Source organism: Pseudomonas rhodesiae (assembly GCF_007858255.1).
GTDB classification, from domain to species: Bacteria; Pseudomonadota; Gammaproteobacteria; order Pseudomonadales; family Pseudomonadaceae; genus Aquipseudomonas; species Aquipseudomonas rhodesiae.
Genome location: NZ_VFEU01000005.1, coordinates 286,992 through 305,227 on the forward strand (window position 1 = coordinate 286,992; position 18,236 = coordinate 305,227).

The 18,236-nt window shown below is 59.1% G+C and carries 21 protein-coding genes and 1 tRNA gene; 2 read left to right on the forward strand and 20 right to left on the reverse strand.

Translation table 11 applies throughout. From position 1 onward, the window contains the following. Nucleotides 1-2: 2 nt before the first annotated feature. The 14 genes from FIV35_RS10290 to trmJ all read right to left on the reverse strand — a co-directional run bounded on the left by FIV35_RS10290 (nucleotide 3) and on the right by trmJ (nucleotide 10,830). Entirely contained in the window at nucleotides 3-989 is a 987-nt protein-coding gene (locus FIV35_RS10290; RefSeq protein WP_034139227.1) for a RodZ domain-containing protein, read from the reverse strand. Continuing rightward, complete coding sequence (pilW, locus tag FIV35_RS10295; protein ID WP_034139228.1) at nucleotides 989-1,744, reverse strand: type IV pilus biogenesis/stability protein PilW; 756 nt, start codon at nucleotides 1,742-1,744, stop codon at nucleotides 989-991. Before pilW ends, FIV35_RS10290 begins: the two co-directional genes overlap by 1 nt. A 12-nt stretch (nucleotides 1,745-1,756) precedes the next feature. Continuing rightward, on the reverse strand, nucleotides 1,757-2,905 hold the full coding sequence (gene rlmN / locus FIV35_RS10300; RefSeq protein WP_034139229.1) for a dual-specificity RNA methyltransferase RlmN: 1,149 nt from the start codon (nucleotides 2,903-2,905) through the stop codon (nucleotides 1,757-1,759). Between the two features lie 28 nt (nucleotides 2,906-2,933). Next, nucleotides 2,934-3,359, reverse strand: a complete 426-nt coding sequence (gene ndk / locus FIV35_RS10305; protein WP_034100426.1) for a nucleoside-diphosphate kinase — start codon at nucleotides 3,357-3,359, stop codon at nucleotides 2,934-2,936. 91 nt (nucleotides 3,360-3,450) lie between these two features. Continuing rightward, nucleotides 3,451-3,651, reverse strand: coding sequence for a Fe-S cluster assembly protein IscX (gene iscX, locus FIV35_RS10310; RefSeq protein WP_034139230.1), 201 nt, complete (start codon nucleotides 3,649-3,651; stop codon nucleotides 3,451-3,453). Nucleotides 3,652-3,665: 14 nt separating this feature from the next. Continuing rightward, nucleotides 3,666-4,007, reverse strand: a complete 342-nt coding sequence (gene fdx / locus FIV35_RS10315; protein ID WP_034139231.1) for an ISC system 2Fe-2S type ferredoxin — start codon at nucleotides 4,005-4,007, stop codon at nucleotides 3,666-3,668. Between the two features lie 3 nt (nucleotides 4,008-4,010). Further along, on the reverse strand, nucleotides 4,011-5,873 hold the full coding sequence (gene hscA / locus FIV35_RS10320) for a Fe-S protein assembly chaperone HscA (RefSeq protein WP_034139232.1): 1,863 nt from the start codon (nucleotides 5,871-5,873) through the stop codon (nucleotides 4,011-4,013). A gap of 50 nt (nucleotides 5,874-5,923) precedes the next feature. Further along, entirely contained in the window at nucleotides 5,924-6,445 is a 522-nt protein-coding gene (gene hscB, locus FIV35_RS10325) for a co-chaperone HscB (protein WP_034139233.1), read from the reverse strand. Nucleotides 6,446-6,453: 8 nt separating this feature from the next. After that, nucleotides 6,454-6,777 carry an iron-sulfur cluster assembly protein IscA gene (gene iscA, locus FIV35_RS10330; protein WP_034139234.1) on the reverse strand — a complete coding sequence of 108 codons (324 nt, stop codon included), beginning with the start codon at nucleotides 6,775-6,777 and terminating at the stop codon, nucleotides 6,454-6,456. A 28-nt stretch (nucleotides 6,778-6,805) separates the two neighbouring features. Beyond that, complete coding sequence (iscU, locus tag FIV35_RS10335; RefSeq protein ID WP_034100437.1) at nucleotides 6,806-7,192, reverse strand: Fe-S cluster assembly scaffold IscU; 387 nt, start codon at nucleotides 7,190-7,192, stop codon at nucleotides 6,806-6,808. A gap of 99 nt (nucleotides 7,193-7,291) precedes the next feature. Further along, nucleotides 7,292-8,506 (reverse strand): IscS subfamily cysteine desulfurase, encoded by a 1,215-nt coding sequence (locus FIV35_RS10340; RefSeq protein ID WP_034100439.1) that lies wholly within the window; start codon nucleotides 8,504-8,506, stop codon nucleotides 7,292-7,294. Nucleotides 8,507-8,556: 50 nt separating this feature from the next. After that, complete coding sequence (iscR, locus tag FIV35_RS10345) at nucleotides 8,557-9,048, reverse strand: Fe-S cluster assembly transcriptional regulator IscR (RefSeq protein ID WP_003194020.1); 492 nt, start codon at nucleotides 9,046-9,048, stop codon at nucleotides 8,557-8,559. Nucleotides 9,049-9,274: 226 nt separating this feature from the next. Beyond that, the gene (cysE, locus tag FIV35_RS10350) at nucleotides 9,275-10,057 is read right to left on the reverse strand and encodes a serine O-acetyltransferase (RefSeq protein WP_034100442.1); all 783 of its coding nucleotides are present in this window, start codon (nucleotides 10,055-10,057) and stop codon (nucleotides 9,275-9,277) included. 2 nt (nucleotides 10,058-10,059) lie between these two features. Continuing rightward, nucleotides 10,060-10,830: a tRNA (cytosine(32)/uridine(32)-2'-O)-methyltransferase TrmJ gene (trmJ, locus tag FIV35_RS10355; protein WP_034139235.1), complete on the reverse strand. Its 771-nt coding sequence runs from the start codon at nucleotides 10,828-10,830 to the stop codon at nucleotides 10,060-10,062. Between the two features lie 145 nt (nucleotides 10,831-10,975). Here trmJ and suhB point away from each other — a divergent pair, with 145 nt between their 5' ends. Next, entirely contained in the window at nucleotides 10,976-11,791 is an 816-nt protein-coding gene (suhB, locus tag FIV35_RS10360; RefSeq protein ID WP_003175971.1) for a type III secretion system regulator SuhB, read from the forward strand. Nucleotides 11,792-11,951: 160 nt separating this feature from the next. Here the strand turns inward: suhB and FIV35_RS10365 are convergent, their stop codons facing one another. The 6 genes from FIV35_RS10365 to queA all read right to left on the reverse strand — a co-directional run bounded on the left by FIV35_RS10365 (nucleotide 11,952) and on the right by queA (nucleotide 18,025). Continuing rightward, nucleotides 11,952-12,494 (reverse strand): glycine zipper 2TM domain-containing protein, encoded by a 543-nt coding sequence (locus FIV35_RS10365; RefSeq protein ID WP_034100446.1) that lies wholly within the window; start codon nucleotides 12,492-12,494, stop codon nucleotides 11,952-11,954. A 123-nt stretch (nucleotides 12,495-12,617) separates the two neighbouring features. Beyond that, complete coding sequence (secF, locus tag FIV35_RS10370) at nucleotides 12,618-13,532, reverse strand: protein translocase subunit SecF (RefSeq protein WP_034115036.1); 915 nt, start codon at nucleotides 13,530-13,532, stop codon at nucleotides 12,618-12,620. Nucleotides 13,533-13,541: 9 nt separating this feature from the next. Next, complete coding sequence (gene secD / locus FIV35_RS10375) at nucleotides 13,542-15,410, reverse strand: protein translocase subunit SecD (RefSeq protein ID WP_034139236.1); 1,869 nt, start codon at nucleotides 15,408-15,410, stop codon at nucleotides 13,542-13,544. A 62-nt stretch (nucleotides 15,411-15,472) separates the two neighbouring features. After that, nucleotides 15,473-15,811 carry a preprotein translocase subunit YajC gene (gene yajC, locus FIV35_RS10380; protein WP_010565221.1) on the reverse strand — a complete coding sequence of 113 codons (339 nt, stop codon included), beginning with the start codon at nucleotides 15,809-15,811 and terminating at the stop codon, nucleotides 15,473-15,475. Between the two features lie 43 nt (nucleotides 15,812-15,854). Further along, complete coding sequence (gene tgt, locus FIV35_RS10385; RefSeq protein ID WP_010565220.1) at nucleotides 15,855-16,970, reverse strand: tRNA guanosine(34) transglycosylase Tgt; 1,116 nt, start codon at nucleotides 16,968-16,970, stop codon at nucleotides 15,855-15,857. Nucleotides 16,971-16,975: 5 nt separating this feature from the next. Next, the gene (queA, locus tag FIV35_RS10390; RefSeq protein ID WP_034139237.1) at nucleotides 16,976-18,025 is read right to left on the reverse strand and encodes a tRNA preQ1(34) S-adenosylmethionine ribosyltransferase-isomerase QueA; all 1,050 of its coding nucleotides are present in this window, start codon (nucleotides 18,023-18,025) and stop codon (nucleotides 16,976-16,978) included. Between the two features lie 108 nt (nucleotides 18,026-18,133). Here queA and FIV35_RS10395 point away from each other — a divergent pair. Then, nucleotides 18,134-18,218, forward strand: a tRNA-Leu gene (locus FIV35_RS10395). Nucleotides 18,219-18,236 lie beyond the last annotated feature (18 nt).

The following is an 18,236-nucleotide window of genomic DNA, read 5'->3' on the forward strand; positions in this document are numbered from 1 at the left end:
GACTATTGTCCCAACTTGAGGCGAGCGGTCTCGCCACTGGTGAACGGCGCCACGTCCACAGGCTGGCCGTTATAGGCCACTTGTGCGCCTCGGGCGTAGCCCAGACGCAGCGTCAAAGGAGGCTTGCCGCCCTGGTCCAGCGTATCGCCCTTGCGCTTGAGACCGCTAAACAGCACTTTGCCATTGCCATCGGTGAGCTGCGTCCAGCAATCAGCGATGAAAGTGATCTGTACGCGCCCGTCACCGGCAATCAACGCAGGCGTGGTGGGCGGCGAAATCGCCGGGGTGGCCGGAGCAGCCGGGGCGGTGGTTGCCGGAGCCTGTGCGGGCACGGCAGGCACATGGGCTTGGGCGGCAGGCGCAGCTGGTGTTGCGGGGGCCGCAGGCGCGGTCGCAGCCGGCGCGGTTTCCGATGCGAGCGGCTGCTCAGTGGCCAGTGGCGCCTCAGGCGTGGTCTGCCCCTCGACAACGGCCTGGTCTTCCGGCTCATCCAACGGATGAATCTGGGTGGTGCCATCGGCGCTTTCGACTTCGACATGCTCCATGGCGTTACTGGTCATGTCCTTGGTGCGCTGGGAAGTCTGGTCTTGCCACCAGACAAAACCGCCGCCAATCACGGCGATCAGCAGCAAAAGGCTGACAATTCGCAAAATAGTGTGAGAAACGCGTACCGGCTCTTCAATACGTCCCAGCCCATGCACGCTGCTGCCTTGGGAGTCGGTGCCGGTGTACTGGTCGAACTCCTGAACCAATACGGCCTGGTCGATACCCAGCAATTTGGCATAAGCGCGGATATAGCCACGGGCGAAGGTATGCCCAGGTAACTTGTCGAACGCGCCTGCTTCAAGGTTAGCCAGGGACGTAGTGGTCAAATTGAGCTTGAGGGCCACTTCCGCCAGCGACCAACCATTGCTTTCGCGGGCCTGACGCAAGGTCTCGCCTGGGTTTACGCGATTAGCTGCTACAACTTCCGGGTGCGCCGCTTTCATCATTGCTCCGACAGGTATTGCTGATATTCCGGGGTACCGGGATAGAGTCGTTCGAGTTGCTGGCCAAACCGTGCGGCCGTGTCGCGTTCTTCATGAACCGTCGCCAGGCGCACGCCGAGCAATAGACTACGTGCATTTTGCCCGCTGAGCAGGCTAAAACGTTCGTAATAGTCGCGGGCCGGCACATAATGCCTGTCTTCATAAGACAACTCAGCCATTTCGAGCAAGGCACGCGGCTGGCGAGCGTTCAAATGCAGAGCCTTTTCCAGATGCCTGCGGGCGTCTTCACGCTGGCCGAGGCGCACCGCAGTAACCCCGAGATTTTCGAATACCCGCGAGCGCTCAGGATAGAGGGTATCAACGCTTGCTCGTTGGAAATAATCGGCGGCCTGCTCATATCGTTTCTGCGCGAACAGGAAGCTACCGTAGTTGTTCAGCAACCGTGGGTCGTCAGGACGGGCAGCCAGGGCCTTCTTGAAATAACCGTCAGCCAGCTCCGGCTCGGCCTGGGCTTGAAAGACCAGCGCCAACGCTGCGTTAGCATCGGCATCATCGCCGTCCAGCTCAAGGGCCTTTTTCAACGGTACCTTGGCCTGTTCGCTCATGCCCTGCTGCAAATAGCCCAACCCTAACTGAACATAAGCGACTCGCGCTTCGTCACGGCCCTTGCCGGTTTGCAAAGGGTGCTCATGGCCCGATGAAACACACCCGGCAAGACCGGTAATCAGCAGAAGCAGCGCAAGGCGCAAGGGCATAGAGATCCTCTCTCAGGTTCGATTCACAGCGCTTTGCGGCATATCGTCGGCGGCGCTCAGTTCGCGCACCGCAATATAACGTTCGCTGCGACGGGTGCGATCCAGCACCTGTCCTACCAATTGGCCACAGGCGGCGTCGATGTCTTCACCACGGGTGGTGCGTACGGTGACATTGAAACCGGCCTGGTGCAGTAGATCCTGGAAACGACGGATGGCGTTGTTGCTCGGCCGCTCGTAGCCAGAATGGGGAAACGGGTTAAACGGAATCAGGTTGATCTTGCATGGGATGTTCTTGAGCAACTCGATCATCTCGACCGCGTGTTCGACCTTGTCGTTGATGTCTTTGAGCAAGGTGTACTCGATGGTCAGCACGCGCTTTTCGCCCAGGGACGACATGTAGCGCTGGCAAGATTCGAGCAGCATCTTAAGCGGATACTTTTTGTTGATCGGCACCAATTGGTTACGCAATGCGTCATTGGGTGCGTGCAGCGACAACGCCAGGGAGACGTCGATGTGCTTGGACAGCTCATCGATCATCGGCACCACGCCGGAGGTCGAGAGGGTCACACGGCGCTTGGAGATGCCGTAGCCCAGGTCGTCCATCATCAGGTGCATGGCCGAAACGACCTTGTCGAAGTTCAGCAGCGGCTCACCCATGCCCATCATCACCACGTTGGTGATGGCACGGTCGACGGTTGCCGGGACGCTGCCAAAGGATTTGTTGGCAATCCACACCTGGCCGATGACTTCGGCGGCCGTGAGGTTGCTATTGAAACCTTGCTTGCCGGTGGAGCAGAAACTGCAATCCAGGGCACAGCCTGCCTGGGACGAAACGCACAATGTGCCGCGCTTGCCCTGGGGAATGTAAACGGTCTCGACGCAGCTGCCGGACGCCACACGCACCACCCACTTACGGGTGCCGTCGCTGGAAATGTCCTCGCTGACCACTTCGGGACCACGGACCTCAGCAATGGCCTTGAGCTTGTCGCGCAAGGCTTTGCTGACGTTCGTCATGGCGTCGAAATCGTCGACGCCAAAGTGGTGAATCCACTTCATTACCTGACCGGCACGGAAACGCTTCTCCCCGATTGAGTCGAAGAATTTTTCCATTTCCTGTTGAGTCAGACCCAGCAGGTTGGTTTTTACAGTCGATGTAGTCATGGATTCACCTTCACTCTTAAGCCGATGCTTAGCGAGTGGTTACTTCAGTAGCTGCGAAGAAGTACGAGATTTCGCGAGCGGCAGCGGCTTCGGAGTCCGAACCGTGTACAGCGTTGGCGTCGATGGATTCAGCGAAATCGGCACGGATGGTGCCGGCAGCGGCTTCTTTAGGGTTGGTCGCGCCCATCAGCTCACGGTTCAGAGCGATAGCGTTTTCGCCTTCCAGCACCTGAACGACAACAGGACCGGAGATCATGAAAGCAACCAGGTCACCGAAGAAACCACGCTCTTTGTGCTCAGCGTAGAAGCCTTCAGCTTCAGCTTTGGACAGCTGCTTGAGTTTCGAAGCTACCACCTTCAGGCCGGCTTTTTCGAAACGAGTGGTGATCTCGCCGATGACGTTTTTTGCAACAGCGTCAGGCTTGATGATGGAGAAAGTACGTTGAACAGCCATGGTGTAACTCCAGAAACGGTAATTTACGAAAAATTAAACCCGCGAATTATACGCGGGTTATTGGGTATTGCCTAACTGCGTAAGGGAGGCGTCAGTCCTGTTCTTCTTGCCAGGCAGTCTGGATAGCTTCGAGAACCTTCTCTCCCCCCCGATCACGCTCGTCGTCGAACCCTGGCAATGCCATGACCATGTCACGCAAAGCTACAAAGTTCAGGGAATAGGGATCCAGATTCGGATTGCCATCGGCCAACAGGATAGCGATCTCTCGTACATCAACCCATTTAAGACTCATGACATTTCCTTGAATCAATGCGGCGCTTCGGCCGCATGGTTGAGCGAATATTTCGGGATTTCCACGGTGAGATCTTCAGTTCCCACTTTCGCCTGGCAACTCAGGCGCGATGTCGGCTCAAGGCCCCACGCCCTGTCAAGGTAGTCTTCTTCCAGATCGTCGGCCTCGTTGAGGCTATCAAAACCTTTACGAATGATGCAGTGGCAGGTGGTACAGGCGTTCACGCCACCACAGGCACTTTCGATCTCAATGTGGTGGTCATGGGCAACTTCAAGAAGGGACTTGCCGGTCTCAGCCTGCACGACCATGCCATCCGGGCAATGCTCGGCGTGCGGTAGAAAAGTGACCTGCGGCATCAGTTATTCCTCAATTTCATTCAGGTTGCGGCCCGCCAGCGCGGCTTTAACCGTCTGATCCATACGGCGGGCGGCAAAGGCATCGGTGACTTGCGACAGGCGCTTGGTCTGCTGTTCGATGGCATAACCATCGTTACCTTTCATCAGTTCGGCCAATTCCTGCATCTGCAAGTCAATGACCATGCGCTCTTCAGCGTCCAGCAGGCGTTCGCCATCGACATCCAGGGCGCCCTGCACCGCCTCGAGCAGACGCTGGGCGTCCACTTGCTGTTCGCGCAACACCCGGGCGACCTTGTCGTCACTGGCGTGCTGGAACGAATCCTTGAGCATTTTGGCGATTTCGCCGTCGGTCAGGCCGTAGGACGGCTTGACCTGGATGCTGGCTTCAACACCCGAGCCCAGTTCGCGCGCGGCCACATTGAGCAATCCATCGGCGTCGACCTGGAACGTCACGCGAATCTTCGCCGCACCGGCAACCATCGCCGGAATGCCGCGCAGTTCGAAGCGCGCCAGGGAGCGGCAGTCACTGATCAGCTCGCGCTCGCCTTGCAGCACATGAATCATCATGGCCGTTTGGCCGTCTTTGTACGTGGTGAAATCTTGGGCACGGGCAACGGGGATGGTGGTGTTACGTGGAATCACCTTCTCCATCAGGCCGCCCATGGTTTCCAGACCCAGCGACAACGGAATCACGTCGAGCAACAACAATTCGCCGCCATCGCGCTTGTTACCGGCCAAAGTATCGGCCTGGATGGCTGCACCGATGGCGACTACCTGATCCGGGTCGATTTCAGTCAACGGCTGACGACCAAACGCCTCAGCCACGGCCTCTCGCACGCGCGGAACACGGGTGGAGCCACCGACCATCACCACAGCCCCTACATCTTCCAGTTCGATACCGGAGTCGCGTACGGCACGGCGGCATGCCTTGAGGCTGCGAGCAACCATCGGCTCGATCAGCGCATCGAAGGTCTCGCGAGTCAGTTGAGCCGACCAGTCGCCGTAGGAAACTTCAACGGACGCGGCGTCAGTCAACGCCTCTTTCGCCGCACAGGCGGTTTGTAGCAGGTTGCGCTGCGCGCCCGGATCGAGATCGGCGGACAAGCCCGCGCCGCTGATGATCCAACCCGCGATAGCGTGATCGAAGTCATCACCGCCCAGGGCACTATCGCCGCCGGTGGCCAGCACTTCGAACACACCGCCGGTCAGGCGCAGGATGGAGATATCAAAGGTGCCGCCACCCAGGTCATAAATGGCAACCAAGCCTTCGGCGTGCTGGTCCAGGCCATAGGCTACTGCGGCCGCAGTCGGCTCATTGAGCAAACGCAGCACATTCAGACCGGCGAGCCTCGCCGCGTCCTTGGTGGCTTGGCGCTGCGCGTCATCGAAGTACGCGGGCACGGTAATCACCGCGCCAACCAGCTCGCCACCCAGGGTGGTTTCCGCGCGCAGGCGCAGCACCTTGAGAATTTCCGCCGACACTTCCACCGGGCTTTTTGGGCCCTGGACGGTGTCGATAAACGGCATATGGGACTCGCCGCCAACAAAGCGATACGGCAGTTGATCGCCCAATTGCTTGACGTCGGATAGCCCACGGCCCATCAGGCGTTTAACAGACAGCACCGTGTTGAGCGGGTCAGCCGAGGCTGCGAGCTTGGCCGATTCGCCTACTTCGACGCGGTCAGCGTGGTAGCGCACGGCGGACGGCAGGATCACCTGGCCATCGGCATCGGGCAATGGCTCAGACAGGCCGCTGCGCAAGGCAGCGACCAGGGAATTGGTGGTGCCCAGGTCAATCCCCACCGCCAGGCGTCGCTGGTGCGGTTGTGGGCTTTGGCCGGGTTCGGCGATCTGCAGTAGAGCCATGGTAATCAGGTCTTATCTGTCTATCAGGCGTGCAACGGGGCAGCGCTGGGTTAATCGTCGAGGCGCTCTTCTAGCTGGCGCACTTCATAGGTGAGCTTGTCGAGAAACTGCATGCGCCGCATCAGGCGTTCGGCCTGTTCGCGTTGCGCTGCATCATCCCAACAGGCTGCGAAGCTTTCGTTGAGCTCATCCTGGGCCGTTTTCAGGCGACGCTTGAAGACCGCGACGCCCGCCAGATCAGCGTCGTCCTGCAAGTCTTCCAGCTCCTCGCGCCACTGCATCTGCTGCATCAGGAAGTCGGGGTCATGCACGGTGACTTCCAACGGCAACTCGCCCCCGTTCATCGCGAGCAGGTAGCGTGCGCGTTTCGGCGGACTCTTGAGGGTCTGATAGGCTTCGTTGAGGCTGGCCGATTGCTCCAGCGCCAGGCGCTGCTCACGTTCGGAAGCGTCGGCAAAGCGGTCCGGATGCACCCCACGCGCCAGCTCTCGATAGCGCGTGGCAAGCTGCTCAAGATCGAGCCGAAAGCTCGGCTGCAAATCGAATAAAGCGAAATGACAAGGAGTGCCCACGAATAGCCTCAGATGTTGAAGCTTTCGCCGCAGCCACATTCACCGCGAACGTTGGGGTTGTTGAACTTGAAGCCTTCGTTCAACCCTTCCTTGACGAAATCGAGTTCGGTGCCGTCCAGGTAGGTCAGGCTTTTGGGATCGATGATCACTTTCTCGCCGTGACTCTCGAACACCTTATCTTCCGCCACTACCTCGTCGACAAACTCCAGCACGTAGGCAAGGCCGGAACAGCCTGTGGTGCGAACACCAAGACGAATCCCCTCACCTTTACCGCGCCCATCCAGGGAGCGTCGCACGTGCCGCGCAGCCGCTTCTGTCATGCTGATAGCCATCGTTGACTCCTTACTCGTCGCCAAATGCTTAGATCAAGCCTTTCTTCTGCTTGTAGTCGCGAACGGCGGCCTTGATGGCGTCTTCAGCGAGCACGGAGCAGTGGATTTTCACGGGCGGCAGGGCCAGCTCTTCAGCCAGCTGGGTGTTGCTGATGGTGACAGCTTCATCCAGGGTCTTGCCTTTCATCCATTCGGTCGCCAGGGAGCTGGAGGCGATGGCCGAACCGCAACCGTAGGTCTTGAACTTAGCGTCTTCAATCACGCCAGCATCGTTGACCTTGATCTGCAGGCGCATCACATCGCCGCACGCGGGAGCGCCGACCATGCCGGTGCCGACATCCGGGTCTTGCGCGTCCATCTTGCCGACGTTGCGCGGGTTTTCGTAGTGGTCGATGACCTTTTCACTGTAAGCCATGGTACTGAATCCTCACTCATCAGGGCCGCTCTGGAACCCTGTAGAAACGCCTGCGTTTTCCGCCACGTTCCTACAGAGCTGGGGTGGCGGCTTCTATAGTTAGTGTGCCGCCCACTCGATTTTGGAAATGTCGACACCGTCCTTGTACATGTCCCACAGCGGCGACAGGGTACGCAGTTTGTTGACCGCTTCGCAGACTTTCTGCGCGGCGTAATCGACTTCTTCTTCGGTGGTGAAACGGCCAAACGTAAAGCGGATCGAGCTGTGCGCCAGTTCATCGTTGCGGCCCAGGGCACGCAACACGTAGGACGGCTCAAGGGAAGCCGAGGTGCAGGCCGAACCGGAAGAAACCGCCAGGTCCTTGAGCGCCATGATCAGCGACTCGCCTTCGACGTAGTTGAAGCTCAAATTCAGGTTGTGCGGGACGCGGGCGGTCATGCTGCCGTTGATGTACAGTTCTTCAAGGTTCTCGACCTGCTTGAAGAAGCGATCGCTCAACGCCTTGATGCGCACGTTTTCGGCAGCCATGTCTTCCTTGGCCACACGGAACGCTTCACCCATGCCGACGATCTGGTGAGTCGCCAGGGTGCCCGAACGCATACCGCGCTCGTGACCGCCGCCGTGCATGGTGGCTTCGATGCGCACACGCGGCTTGCGGCTCACGTACAGCGCGCCAATGCCTTTGGGGCCGTAAGTCTTGTGCGCAGAGAACGACATCAGATCGACTTTCAGCTTCGACAGATCGATATCGACCTTGCCAGTGGACTGCGCCGCATCGACGTGCAACAACACACCCTTGGAGCGGGTCAGCTCGCCGATCGCGGCGATGTCATTGATGGTGCCGATTTCGTTGTTAACGTGGATCACGGAAACCAGGATGGTGTCTTCACGCAGCGCAGCTTCGATCATGGCCGGAGTGACGATGCCGTCAGTAGTGGGCTCAAGGTAGGTAACCTCGAAACCTTCACGCTCCAGTTGGCGCATGGTGTCGAGGACAGCCTTGTGCTCAATCTTGGTGGTGATCAGGTGCTTGCCCTTGGTCGCGTAGAAATGCGCGGCACCCTTGATAGCCAGGTTGTCGGACTCGGTGGCACCGGAGGTCCAGACAATTTCACGCGGATCGGCGCCGACCAGATCAGCAACCTGGCGACGAGCGTTCTCAACCGCTTCCTCGGCTTTCCAGCCGAAAACGTGGGAACGGGAGGCCGGGTTGCCGAAGTTTCCGTCAACCAGCAGGCATTCGCTCATCTTTTGTGCGACACGCGGATCAACCGGGGTGGTCGCTGAGTAATCAAGGTAAATCGGCAATTTCATGGACTTTCTCCTAAATCAGGCTGGCTGGCGTGCCGTTAGCTCTGCGGCTGTCACTCGACGGCGGACGCTTCAATCTTGTCCAGACGCGGCGCCTTGGTATTGCAACGGCGCTGGTCCTGACGCTGGGCTACTTCTTGCACCTCACGGCGAGTCACAAGATCAGCCAAGCTGATACCACTCAAAAACTCATGGATCTGCAGGCTCAAATCACACCACAAGTGATGTGTAAGGCAGGTATCGCCGGCATGGCAGTCACCCAACCCCTGGCATTTTGTGGCATCGACCGATTCGTTGACCGCATCGATCACCTGGGCTACCTGAATGCCCTGCATGTCGCGGGACAATTGATAGCCACCACCCGGCCCACGCACACTGGAGACCAGATTACTGCGGCGCAATTTGGCGAACAGTTGCTCAAGGTAGGACAGGGAAATGCCTTGACGCTCGGAAATATCGGCCAGGGACACCGGCCCAGTTTGCGCGTGCAAGGCCAAGTCGAGCATGGCAGTCACCGCGTATCGGCCTTTTGTAGTCAGTCTCATGGACAAGTACCAAGGTGTTTCAGAATGGGAGCAAGTATGCGATTCCCGAGTATTTAAGTCAACTATAAGACCTAGTACTTTAGTCAGGATTACCCGTAAAAAGGGCGCGCGAATCATAGCAGGATGGGGTTGGATCGAACAGCGAGAACAGGACCGACCAGGAATTCCGAGACCAATGGAGCCAAAAATCTGGGAGGGCTCGCCCCTCCCATGGGGTTTGGTGGCTTCAGCCGGCCTTCGTGACAGCTTCGTCCTTGATTTCGGCGAAGTCCTCTTCACGCAGCTCAGGCAGATCTTTCGCACAGTAAGTGCTACCCAGCTCCTTCAGTGCACCGCACATACCATCCAACTTTCCATCCACCGCTTGCAGATGGTCGAGCAACTGCCCGATGGCGCGAGCCACGGGGTCGGGCATGTCTTCGCTGACGCCATAGGCATCGAAACCGATTTTCTCGGCCATGGCCTTGCGCTTGGCCTCTTGCTCATCACCGACTTCCGGCTTGACGATGATGCGCCCCGGAATACCCACCACCGTGGCGCCAGGCGGAACCGCCTTGGTCACCACAGCATTGGAGCCCACCTTGGCACCAGCGCCGACCGTGAACGGACCAAGCACCTTGGCGCCCGCCCCGACCACCACACCATCGCCCAACGTAGGGTGGCGCTTACCTTTATTCCAACTGGTACCGCCCAGGGTCACGCCTTGATAAAGCGTTACGTCGTCGCCGATCTCAGCGGTTTCACCAATAACGATGCCCATGCCGTGATCAATAAAGAAGCGCCGCCCCACCTTGGCGCCCGGATGAATCTCGATCCCGGTCAGCCAGCGACCGAAATTCGACACCAGCCGCGCCAGCCATTTCCAGCCCATATTCCACAGCGCACCGGAAAGACGATGGATCCAGATCGCGTGCATGCCCGGGTAGCAGGTCAGCACTTCAAAGGCGTTGCGCGCCGCCGGGTCACGGTGAAAAACACTCTGGATATCTTCTCGCAAACGCTCGAACATTTTTAATCCTTCCGCTTAAGGAGTTCGCCACGGGCCGCTTTCTGGGTTTCCGTGAGGATGCCACGCAATATATTCATTTCCGCCCGACTGACCGAGCTGCGGCCGTAGAGGCGACGCAGGCGCGCCATCAAGTGCCGTGGCTTTTCAGGATCGAGGAATTCGATGGCCACCAGAGTATGTTCCAGATGCTCATAGAATCGCTCCAGCTCGTCCATGGTGGCCAACTCACCACTTTTAGTGGACGCCACTTCATCCTTCTCGACCTTGCTCGGCTGCCCTTCGGCGGCCAGCCAAGCCATGCGCACTTCATAACTCAACACCTGCACCGCCGCCCCCAGGTTCAGCGAACTGAACTCGGGGTCTGACGGAATGTGCACATGAAAGTGACATCGCTGCAGCTCCTCATTGGTCAGGCCGGAGTCTTCACGGCCAAATACCAAGGCGATTTCAGCGCCGCCTGCCGCTTCCTCCACCACCTTGGCCCCGCACTCTCGCGGGTCCAGCAATGGCCACGGGATACGACGGTCACGGGCACTGGTGCCCAGCACCAGGTTGCAGCCGACCAAGGCATCTTCCAAGGTGGCGACGACCTGGGCCTTTTCAAGGATGTCATTGGCGCCCGACGCGCGCGCGTCAGCCTCGTGGTGCGGGAACACACGCGGCTCGACCAGCACCAGGCGCGTCAGCCCCATGTTTTTCATGGCTCGCGCCACCCCACCGATATTGCCGGGATGACTGGTATTGACCAAGACGACACGAATGTTTTGCAGCAAGGGAGGCGCTCTCGGACACAGGAAAGGGGAGCAAATCTTACAGAACAGCCTAAGGTTATGCCATGAAAGCGAACGTCGTCCTTCACCTGAAGAAAGTTTCTGCTAGAATGCCCGGCTTTCTTTAACAACCTTAGGTGACACATCCATGCAGCCCATGCTGAATATCGCGCTGCGCGCCGCCCGCAGCGCCAGTGAATTGATCTTCCGCTCCATCGAGCGCCTGGATACCATCAAGGTCGACGAAAAAGACGCCAAGGATTATGTATCCGAGGTGGATCGCGCCGCCGAACAGAAAATCATCGACGCACTGCGCAAGGCCTACCCTACCCACGGCATCCTCGGCGAAGAAACCGGTTTGCACAAAGGCAGCGGCGAAGGCGAAGACTACCTGTGGATCATCGACCCACTGGATGGCACCACCAACTTCCTGCGCGGTATCCCGCACTTTGCCGTGAGCATTGCCTGCAAATACCGTGGCCGTTTGGAACACGCGGTTGTACTCGACCCGGTTCGCCAGGAAGAATTCACCGCCAGCCGTGGCCGTGGCGCCCAGCTCAATGGCCGTCGCCTGCGCGTCAGCGGTCGCACCAGCCTGGACGGCGCTCTTCTGGGCACTGGCTTCCCATTCCGCGACGACCAGATGGATAACCTGGAAAACTACCTGGGCATGTTCCGCGCCCTGGTTGGCCAGACCGCCGGCATCCGCCGCGCCGGCGCCGCCAGCCTGGACCTGGCCTACGTTGCCGCCGGTCGTTTTGACGCGTTCTGGGAGTCGGGCCTGTCCGAGTGGGACATGGCCGCAGGCGCACTGCTGATTCAAGAAGCAGGCGGCCTGGTGAGCGACTTCACCGGCGGTCACGACTTCCTGGAAAAAGGCCATGTCGTTGCCGGTAACACCAAATGCTTCAAGGCAGTTCTGACGGCGATCCAGCCGCACCTGCCGGCCTCGCTGAAGCGTTAAGCGAGCGAGCAAAAAAAAGCACCCTTCGGGGTGCTTTTTTTGTGCCTGGGATTTGGTGCGAGTCTAAATGCCAAGAGCACCACAAATAAAATGCGGGAGGGGGCTAGCCCCTCCCGCATTTTGAACTGCACACGCCGTTGAACCTGCGTCTGGACGAGTATTACTGCTGGTTTTGACCGAGGACGAGACGACCCTCCTTGTCGACCGGAATCTGGCCGCCTGGATCACGATCCATGCGCACCGAACCTTCCTTGCCATCCAAGGTGTACCGCACGTCATAGCCGACAACCTTGTCGCTGATGTCGTTGACGGTGTTACACCGGGTTTGTGTGGTGGTGTAGGTATCGCGGTTCTGCATACCTTCCTGCACCTTGTTGCCGGCGTAACCACCACCGACCGCACCGGCCACGGTGGCCAGTTTCTTACCGTTGCCGCCGCCGATCTGGTTGCCCAGCAGGCCACCTGCGAGGGCGCCGACGACGGTACCGGCGATTTGATGCTGATCCTGCACCGGACGCTGCCGGGTCACGGTGACGTCCTTGCAGACCTCACGCGGGGTTTTGATCTGGGTCTTGACCGGCTGCACCGCCAGTACTTGCGCATACTCAGGGCCGCTTTTTACCAGGCTGTAGGTGGCGACAGCACCCCCGGCAGTTACACCGACAGCACCCAATACCGCACCAACCAGTAACGACTTGTTCACGTTGAACCTCCTGACCATCACAAACGGACCGAAAGGTCCGCGCTATACCCAGCCTTGGAGCAAAAAAAAAGGCACGAGTTCAATACTCGTGCCTTCTTTGTAACAACGATCAACTAGCGCCCATCAAGGACGATCGTCGACTTCCTTGTCGGTGATGGCCGGAGGAATCAGGTCTTCGCTGTTGAGGTTCAGCCAGATCAACACCACGTTGGCGATGTAGATCGACGAGTAGGTGCCCGCCAGAACGCCGATGAACAGCGCCAGGGAGAAGCCCCACAGGTTGTCGCCGCCGAAGATCATCAACGCCGCGATCGCCAGCAAGGTGGAGATCGACGTGGCCATGGTCCGCAGCAGGGTCTGGGTGGTGGAGATATTGATGTTCTCGATCAACGTCGCCTTGCGCAGTACACGGAAGTTCTCGCGGACCCGGTCGAATACCACGATGGTGTCGTTGAGCGAATAACCAATGATCGCCAGCACCGCCGCCAGCACCGTCAGGTCGAACGTGACCTGGAAGTAAGCCAGGATGCCTACAGTTACGATCACGTCATGGATCAGCGACACAATGGCGCCGACGCCGAATTTCCACTGAAAGCGGAACGCCAGGTAGATCATGATGCCGACCAGCGCCATCAGCATGCCGAGGCCGCCCTGGTCGCGCAGCTCTTCACCCACTTGCGGCCCCACGAACTCGACGCGCTTGACCGACGCCGGGTTATCGCCGCCGACCTTCTGCAAAGCCTCGGCCACCTGGTGACCCAGTTGCGGGTCTTCGCCAGGCATACGCACCAGCAGATCGGTGGTAGCGCCGAAGTTCTGCACCACGGCTTCGTGATAACCGGCCTTGACCAGTTCGTTGCGCACCAGGGTGACGTCGGCCGGCTTCTCGTAGGTCAGCTCGATGAGCGTACCGCCGGTGAAGTCCAGCCCGTAGTTCAGGCCCTTATGGAACCAGCTGAACAATGCCAGAACGGTAAGGAGCACTGTGGCGCCGAACGCAATGTTGCGAACGCCCATGAAGTTGATTGTACGTAACATGGCAGCCCCTTAAATCCACAACTTCTTGAAGTCACGTCCGCCAAAGATCAGGTTGACCATTGCGCGGGTCACCATGATGGCCGTGAACATCGAGGTAAAGATACCGAGGGACATGGTCACCGCAAAACCTTTGACCGGGCCGGTGCCCATGGCAAAGAGAATCCCGCCGACCAGCAACGTGGTCAGGTTGGAGTCGAGAATCGCGGTAAATGCCCGGCCGAAGCCTTCGTTGATTGCGCGCTGCACCGTCATGCCGGCGGCGATCTCTTCACGAATACGCGAAAAGATCAGCACGTTGGCGTCCACCGCCATACCCATGGTGAGCACGATACCAGCGATACCCGGCAGGGTCAGCGTTGCCCCCAGCAGCGACATCAAAGCCAGCAGCATCACCATATTGCCCGCCAGGGCCACAGTGGCGATGACACCGAAGAAGCGGTAGATGGCGATGATGAACAGCGATACGAAAAGCATGCCCCACAAGGCTGCATCGATACCCTTGGTGATGTTGTCCGCACCCAGGCTCGGGCCAATGGTACGTTCTTCGGCGAAGTACATCGGCGCGGCCAGGCCACCGGCGCGCAGCAGCAGCGCCAGTTCGGACGATTCACCCTGGCCGTTCAGGCCGGTGATGCGGAATTGAGCACCCAGCGGCGACTGAATGGTCGCCAGACTGATGATCTTCTTCTCTTCCTTGAACGACTGCACCGGCACGTCTTTCTCGACGCCGTTGACCATTTGCTTGGTGTAGGTAGTGATTGGGCGTTGCTCGATGAAGATCACCGCCATACTGCGACCGACGTTGCTGCGCGTAGCGCGACTCATCAGTTCGCCGCCATGGCCATCCAGGCGGATATTCACTTCAGGAGTGCCGTGCTCGCCAAAACCGGCCTTGGCGTCGGTCACCTGATCACCGGTGATGATCAAGCCACGCTCGATCAGCGCCGGAGGACGGTTGCCTTCGCGGAACTCGAACTCTTCGGCAGTAGCACGGGTAGCGCCCGGCTCAGCCGCCAAACGGAATTCCAGGTTGGCGGTCTTGCCCAGGATACGCTTGGCTTCAGCAGTGTCCTGCACGCCCGGCAGCTCAACCACGATACGGTTGGCGCCCTGGCGCTGCACGATCGGCTCGGCCACACCCAGTTCGTTGACGCGGTTACGCACCGTGGTCAAGTTCTGCTTGATGGAGTATTCGCGGATTTCCGCGATCTTGGCCGGGCTCATCGCCAGACGCAGTACAGGTTGACCATTCAGGTCGGCCGGTACGATGTCGAAATCGTTGAAGTTCTTACGGATCAGCGCACGGGCCTGTTCGCGGGACGCTTCGTCAGAGAAGCCCAGCTGGATGGCACCGTTGAGCTGCGGCAGGCTGCGATAACGCAGCTTTTCTTTACGCAGCAGGCTCTTCACGTCGCCTTCGTAGACCTTGAGGCGGGCGTCGAGGGCTTTGTCCATGTCGACTTCCAGCAGGAAGTGCACGCCACCGGACAAGTCCAGGCCCAGCTTCATCGGGTGCGCGCCAATGCTGCGCAGCCACTGCGGGGTGGTTTGCGCCAGGTTGAGCGCGACCACATAGTCGTCACCCATGGCCTTGCGCACGACATCCTTGGCCGGCAATTGGTCTTCCTGCTTGGCCAGGCGCAACAAGCCGCCCTTCGCACCAGCCGCCAATGTTGCCGCCTTGACCTGGATACCCGCGTCGGTGAGCGCCTTGCTCGCGCGGTCCAGATCAGCCTGATTGACCTGCAGCGAAGTGCTGGCGCCAGTGATCTGGATCGCCGGGTCATCAGGATAGAGATTGGGAGCGGAATAAATAAAACCGATCGCCAGCACCGCCAGGATCAGTACGTATTTCCACAGAGGGTATTTGTTCAGCATCACGCCGCCCGCTTATAACGCGGGGCGCCTTGCGCGCCCCGTCGATTGGTAAAGGTTGTTACTTAGATCGCTTTGAGCGTGCCTTTAGGCAGCGTGGCGGCGATGGCGCCCTTCTGGAACTTCATTTCAACGGTGTCGGAGACTTCCAGTACCACGAAAGCATCGGAAACCTTGGTGATCTTGCCGGCGATACCGCCAGTGGTGACCACTTCGTCGCCTTTCTGCAGGCTGCTGAGCAGGTTCTTCTGCTCTTTGGCGCGCTTGGCCTGTGGACGCCAGATCATCAGGTAGAAGATGACCAGGAAGCCGACCAGGAAAATCCACTCGAAACCACCGCCCATAGGGCCCGCAGCGGCAGGCGCAGCGGCGTCGGCCATGGCGTTAGAGATAAAAAAGCTCATTTAGCACTCCAGTTGCAAATAGTGAATCTTAGGGTCGGGAAACTCAGTCCAAGGGCGGCACAGGGAGCCCGCGCTTGGCATAGAAGGCATCGACGAAGGCGGCCAATGTACCCTGTTGAATAGCCTCGCGCAAACCAGCCATCAGGACTTGGTAATGACGCAAATTGTGGATGGTATTCAACATGCTACCCAGCATTTCTCCGCACTTGTCCAGATGGTGCAGATAAGCACGGGAGAAGTTCTGGCAGGTGTAGCAATCACAGGTGGGATCCAGCGGCGAATCATCATGGCGATGGAACGCGTTACGGATCTTCAGCACGCCTGTATCGATGAACAGATGCCCATTGCGGGCATTACGGGTTGGCATCACGCAATCGAACATGTCCACACCGCGGCGCACACCCTCTACGAGATCTTCCGGTTTGCCAACGCCCATAAGGTAACGAGGTTTGTCAGCCGGCATCAGGCCCGGCAGATAATCCAGCACCTTGATCATCTCGTGCTTGGGCTCGCCCACCGACAGACCGCCGATGGCCAGGCCGTCGAAGCCAATCTTGTCGAGGCCTTCCAGCGAGCGCTTGCGCAGGCTTTCATGCATGCCGCCCTGGACGATACCGAACAACGCCGCAGTGTTATCGCCATGGGCGTTTTTCGAACGTTGGGCCCAACGCAGCGACAACTCCATGGACACGCGCGCGACGTCTTCGTCGGCCGGGTACGGCGTGCACTCGTCGAAAATCATCACGATGTCCGAACCCAGGTCACGCTGCACCTGCATCGATTCTTCCGGGCCCATGAACACTTTGGAACCATCCACCGGCGAGGCGAAGGTCACGCCCTCCTCCTTGATCTTGCGCATGGCGCCCAGGCTGAACACCTGGAAACCACCGGAGTCGGTGAGGATCGGGCCCTGCCACTTCATGAAGTCATGCAGGTCGCCATGCTTCTTGATCACTTCCGTGCCCGGGCGCAGCCACAGGTGGAAGGTGTTGCCGAGGATAATCTCGGCGCCGGTGGCGACGATATCGCGCGGCAGCATGCCCTTGACGGTGCCGTAGGTGCCGACAGGCATGAACGCCGGGGTCTCCACGGTGCCGCGCGGGAACGTCAGGCGACCGCGACGGGCCTTACCGTCGGTGGCCAGCAATTCAAACGACATACGACTCATAGTTGTTCCTCTGGGCCGCGCGGCGCCGGGTTACGGGTGATGAACATCGCATCACCGTAGCTGAAAAAACGGTATCCATTTTCGATGGCGGCTTGATAAGCGGCCATGGTCTCGGGATAACCGGCAAATGCCGACACCAGCATCAACAGCGTGGATTCCGGCAAATGGAAGTTGGTGACCAGGCAATCGACCACATGGAACGGTCGGCCTGGGTAAATGAAGATATCGGTGTCGCCGCTAAACGGCTTGAGCACGCCGTCGCGCGCCGCGCTTTCCAGGGAGCGCACGCTAGTGGTACCCACCGCAATCACCCGCCCGCCGCGCGACTTGCACGCGTTGACCGCGTCCACCACATCCTGAGTGACCTCCAGCCATTCGCTGTGCATATGGTGGTCTTCGATGTTCTCCACACGCACCGGCTGAAACGTGCCGGCCCCCACGTGCAGGGTCACATAGGCGGTCTCGACGCCCTTGGCGGCGATCGCCTCCAGCAGCGGCTGGTCGAAATGCAGCCCGGCCGTAGGCGCGGCCACCGCACCCAGGCGCTGGGAATACACGGTCTGATAGCGTTCGCGGTCGGCGTCTTCATCCGGGCGGTCGATATAAGGAGGCAACGGCATATGGCCGACGCGCTCCAGCAATGGCAGGACTTCTTCGGCGAACTTCAGCTCGAACAGCGCATCATGACGCGCCACCATCTCGGCTTCGCCACCGCCATCGATAAGAAGGCTCGATCCCGGTTTCGGTGATTTGCTGGAGCGCACATGGGCCAGCACGCGATGGCTGTCCAGCACCCGCTCCACCAGAATTTCCAGCTTGCCGCCGGAGGCTTTCTGGCCAAACAGCCGCGCCGGAATCACCCGGGTATTGTTGAACACCATCAGATCGTCTGGGCGTAAATGCTCAAGCAAATCAGTGAATTGACGGTGTGCGAGGGCACCGCTTGGCCCGTCCAGGGTCAGCAGTCGACTGGCGTGACGCTCGGCCAAAGGGTGGCGAGCGATCAGCGAATCAGGGAGCTCAAAAGTAAAGTCAGCAACGCGCATGATGGGGTTCGTCTAGCAGGGCCGGGAAGTCTAGCGGAAATAGTCAAAATTGACCATGAAACGTGATTGACCAACGGTAATCACCTCTCTATACTTCGCCGCCATTGAGCCCTGATGGCGGAATTGGTAGACGCGGCGGATTCAAAATCCGTTTTCGAAAGGAGTGGGAGTTCGAGTCTCCCTCGGGGCACCATCTTAAAAAAAGACCTTG

Coding starts and splice junctions, on each gene's coding strand:
- FIV35_RS10290 (WP_034139227.1), bottom strand. CDS start 989: ATGAAAGCGGCGCACCCGGAAGTTGTAGCAGCTAATCGCGTAAACCCA.
- pilW (WP_034139228.1), bottom strand. CDS start 1,744: ATGCCCTTGCGCCTTGCGCTGCTTCTGCTGATTACCGGTCTTGCCGGG.
- rlmN (WP_034139229.1), bottom strand. CDS start 2,905: ATGACTACATCGACTGTAAAAACCAACCTGCTGGGTCTGACTCAACAG.
- ndk (WP_034100426.1), bottom strand. CDS start 3,359: ATGGCTGTTCAACGTACTTTCTCCATCATCAAGCCTGACGCTGTTGCA.
- iscX (WP_034139230.1), bottom strand. CDS start 3,651: ATGAGTCTTAAATGGGTTGATGTACGAGAGATCGCTATCCTGTTGGCC.
- fdx (WP_034139231.1), bottom strand. CDS start 4,007: ATGCCGCAGGTCACTTTTCTACCGCACGCCGAGCATTGCCCGGATGGC.
- hscA (WP_034139232.1), bottom strand. CDS start 5,873: ATGGCTCTACTGCAGATCGCCGAACCCGGCCAAAGCCCACAACCGCAC.
- iscA (WP_034139234.1), bottom strand. CDS start 6,777: ATGGCTATCAGCATGACAGAAGCGGCTGCGCGGCACGTGCGACGCTCC.
- iscU (WP_034100437.1), bottom strand. CDS start 7,192: ATGGCTTACAGTGAAAAGGTCATCGACCACTACGAAAACCCGCGCAAC.
- FIV35_RS10340 (WP_034100439.1), bottom strand. CDS start 8,506: ATGAAATTGCCGATTTACCTTGATTACTCAGCGACCACCCCGGTTGAT.
- iscR (WP_003194020.1), bottom strand. CDS start 9,048: ATGAGACTGACTACAAAAGGCCGATACGCGGTGACTGCCATGCTCGAC.
- cysE (WP_034100442.1), bottom strand. CDS start 10,057: ATGTTCGAGCGTTTGCGAGAAGATATCCAGAGTGTTTTTCACCGTGAC.
- suhB (WP_003175971.1), top strand. CDS start 10,976: ATGCAGCCCATGCTGAATATCGCGCTGCGCGCCGCCCGCAGCGCCAGT.
- secF (WP_034115036.1), bottom strand. CDS start 13,532: ATGTTACGTACAATCAACTTCATGGGCGTTCGCAACATTGCGTTCGGC.
- secD (WP_034139236.1), bottom strand. CDS start 15,410: ATGCTGAACAAATACCCTCTGTGGAAATACGTACTGATCCTGGCGGTG.
- yajC (WP_010565221.1), bottom strand. CDS start 15,811: ATGAGCTTTTTTATCTCTAACGCCATGGCCGACGCCGCTGCGCCTGCC.
- tgt (WP_010565220.1), bottom strand. CDS start 16,970: ATGTCGTTTGAATTGCTGGCCACCGACGGTAAGGCCCGTCGCGGTCGC.
- queA (WP_034139237.1), bottom strand. CDS start 18,025: ATGCGCGTTGCTGACTTTACTTTTGAGCTCCCTGATTCGCTGATCGCT.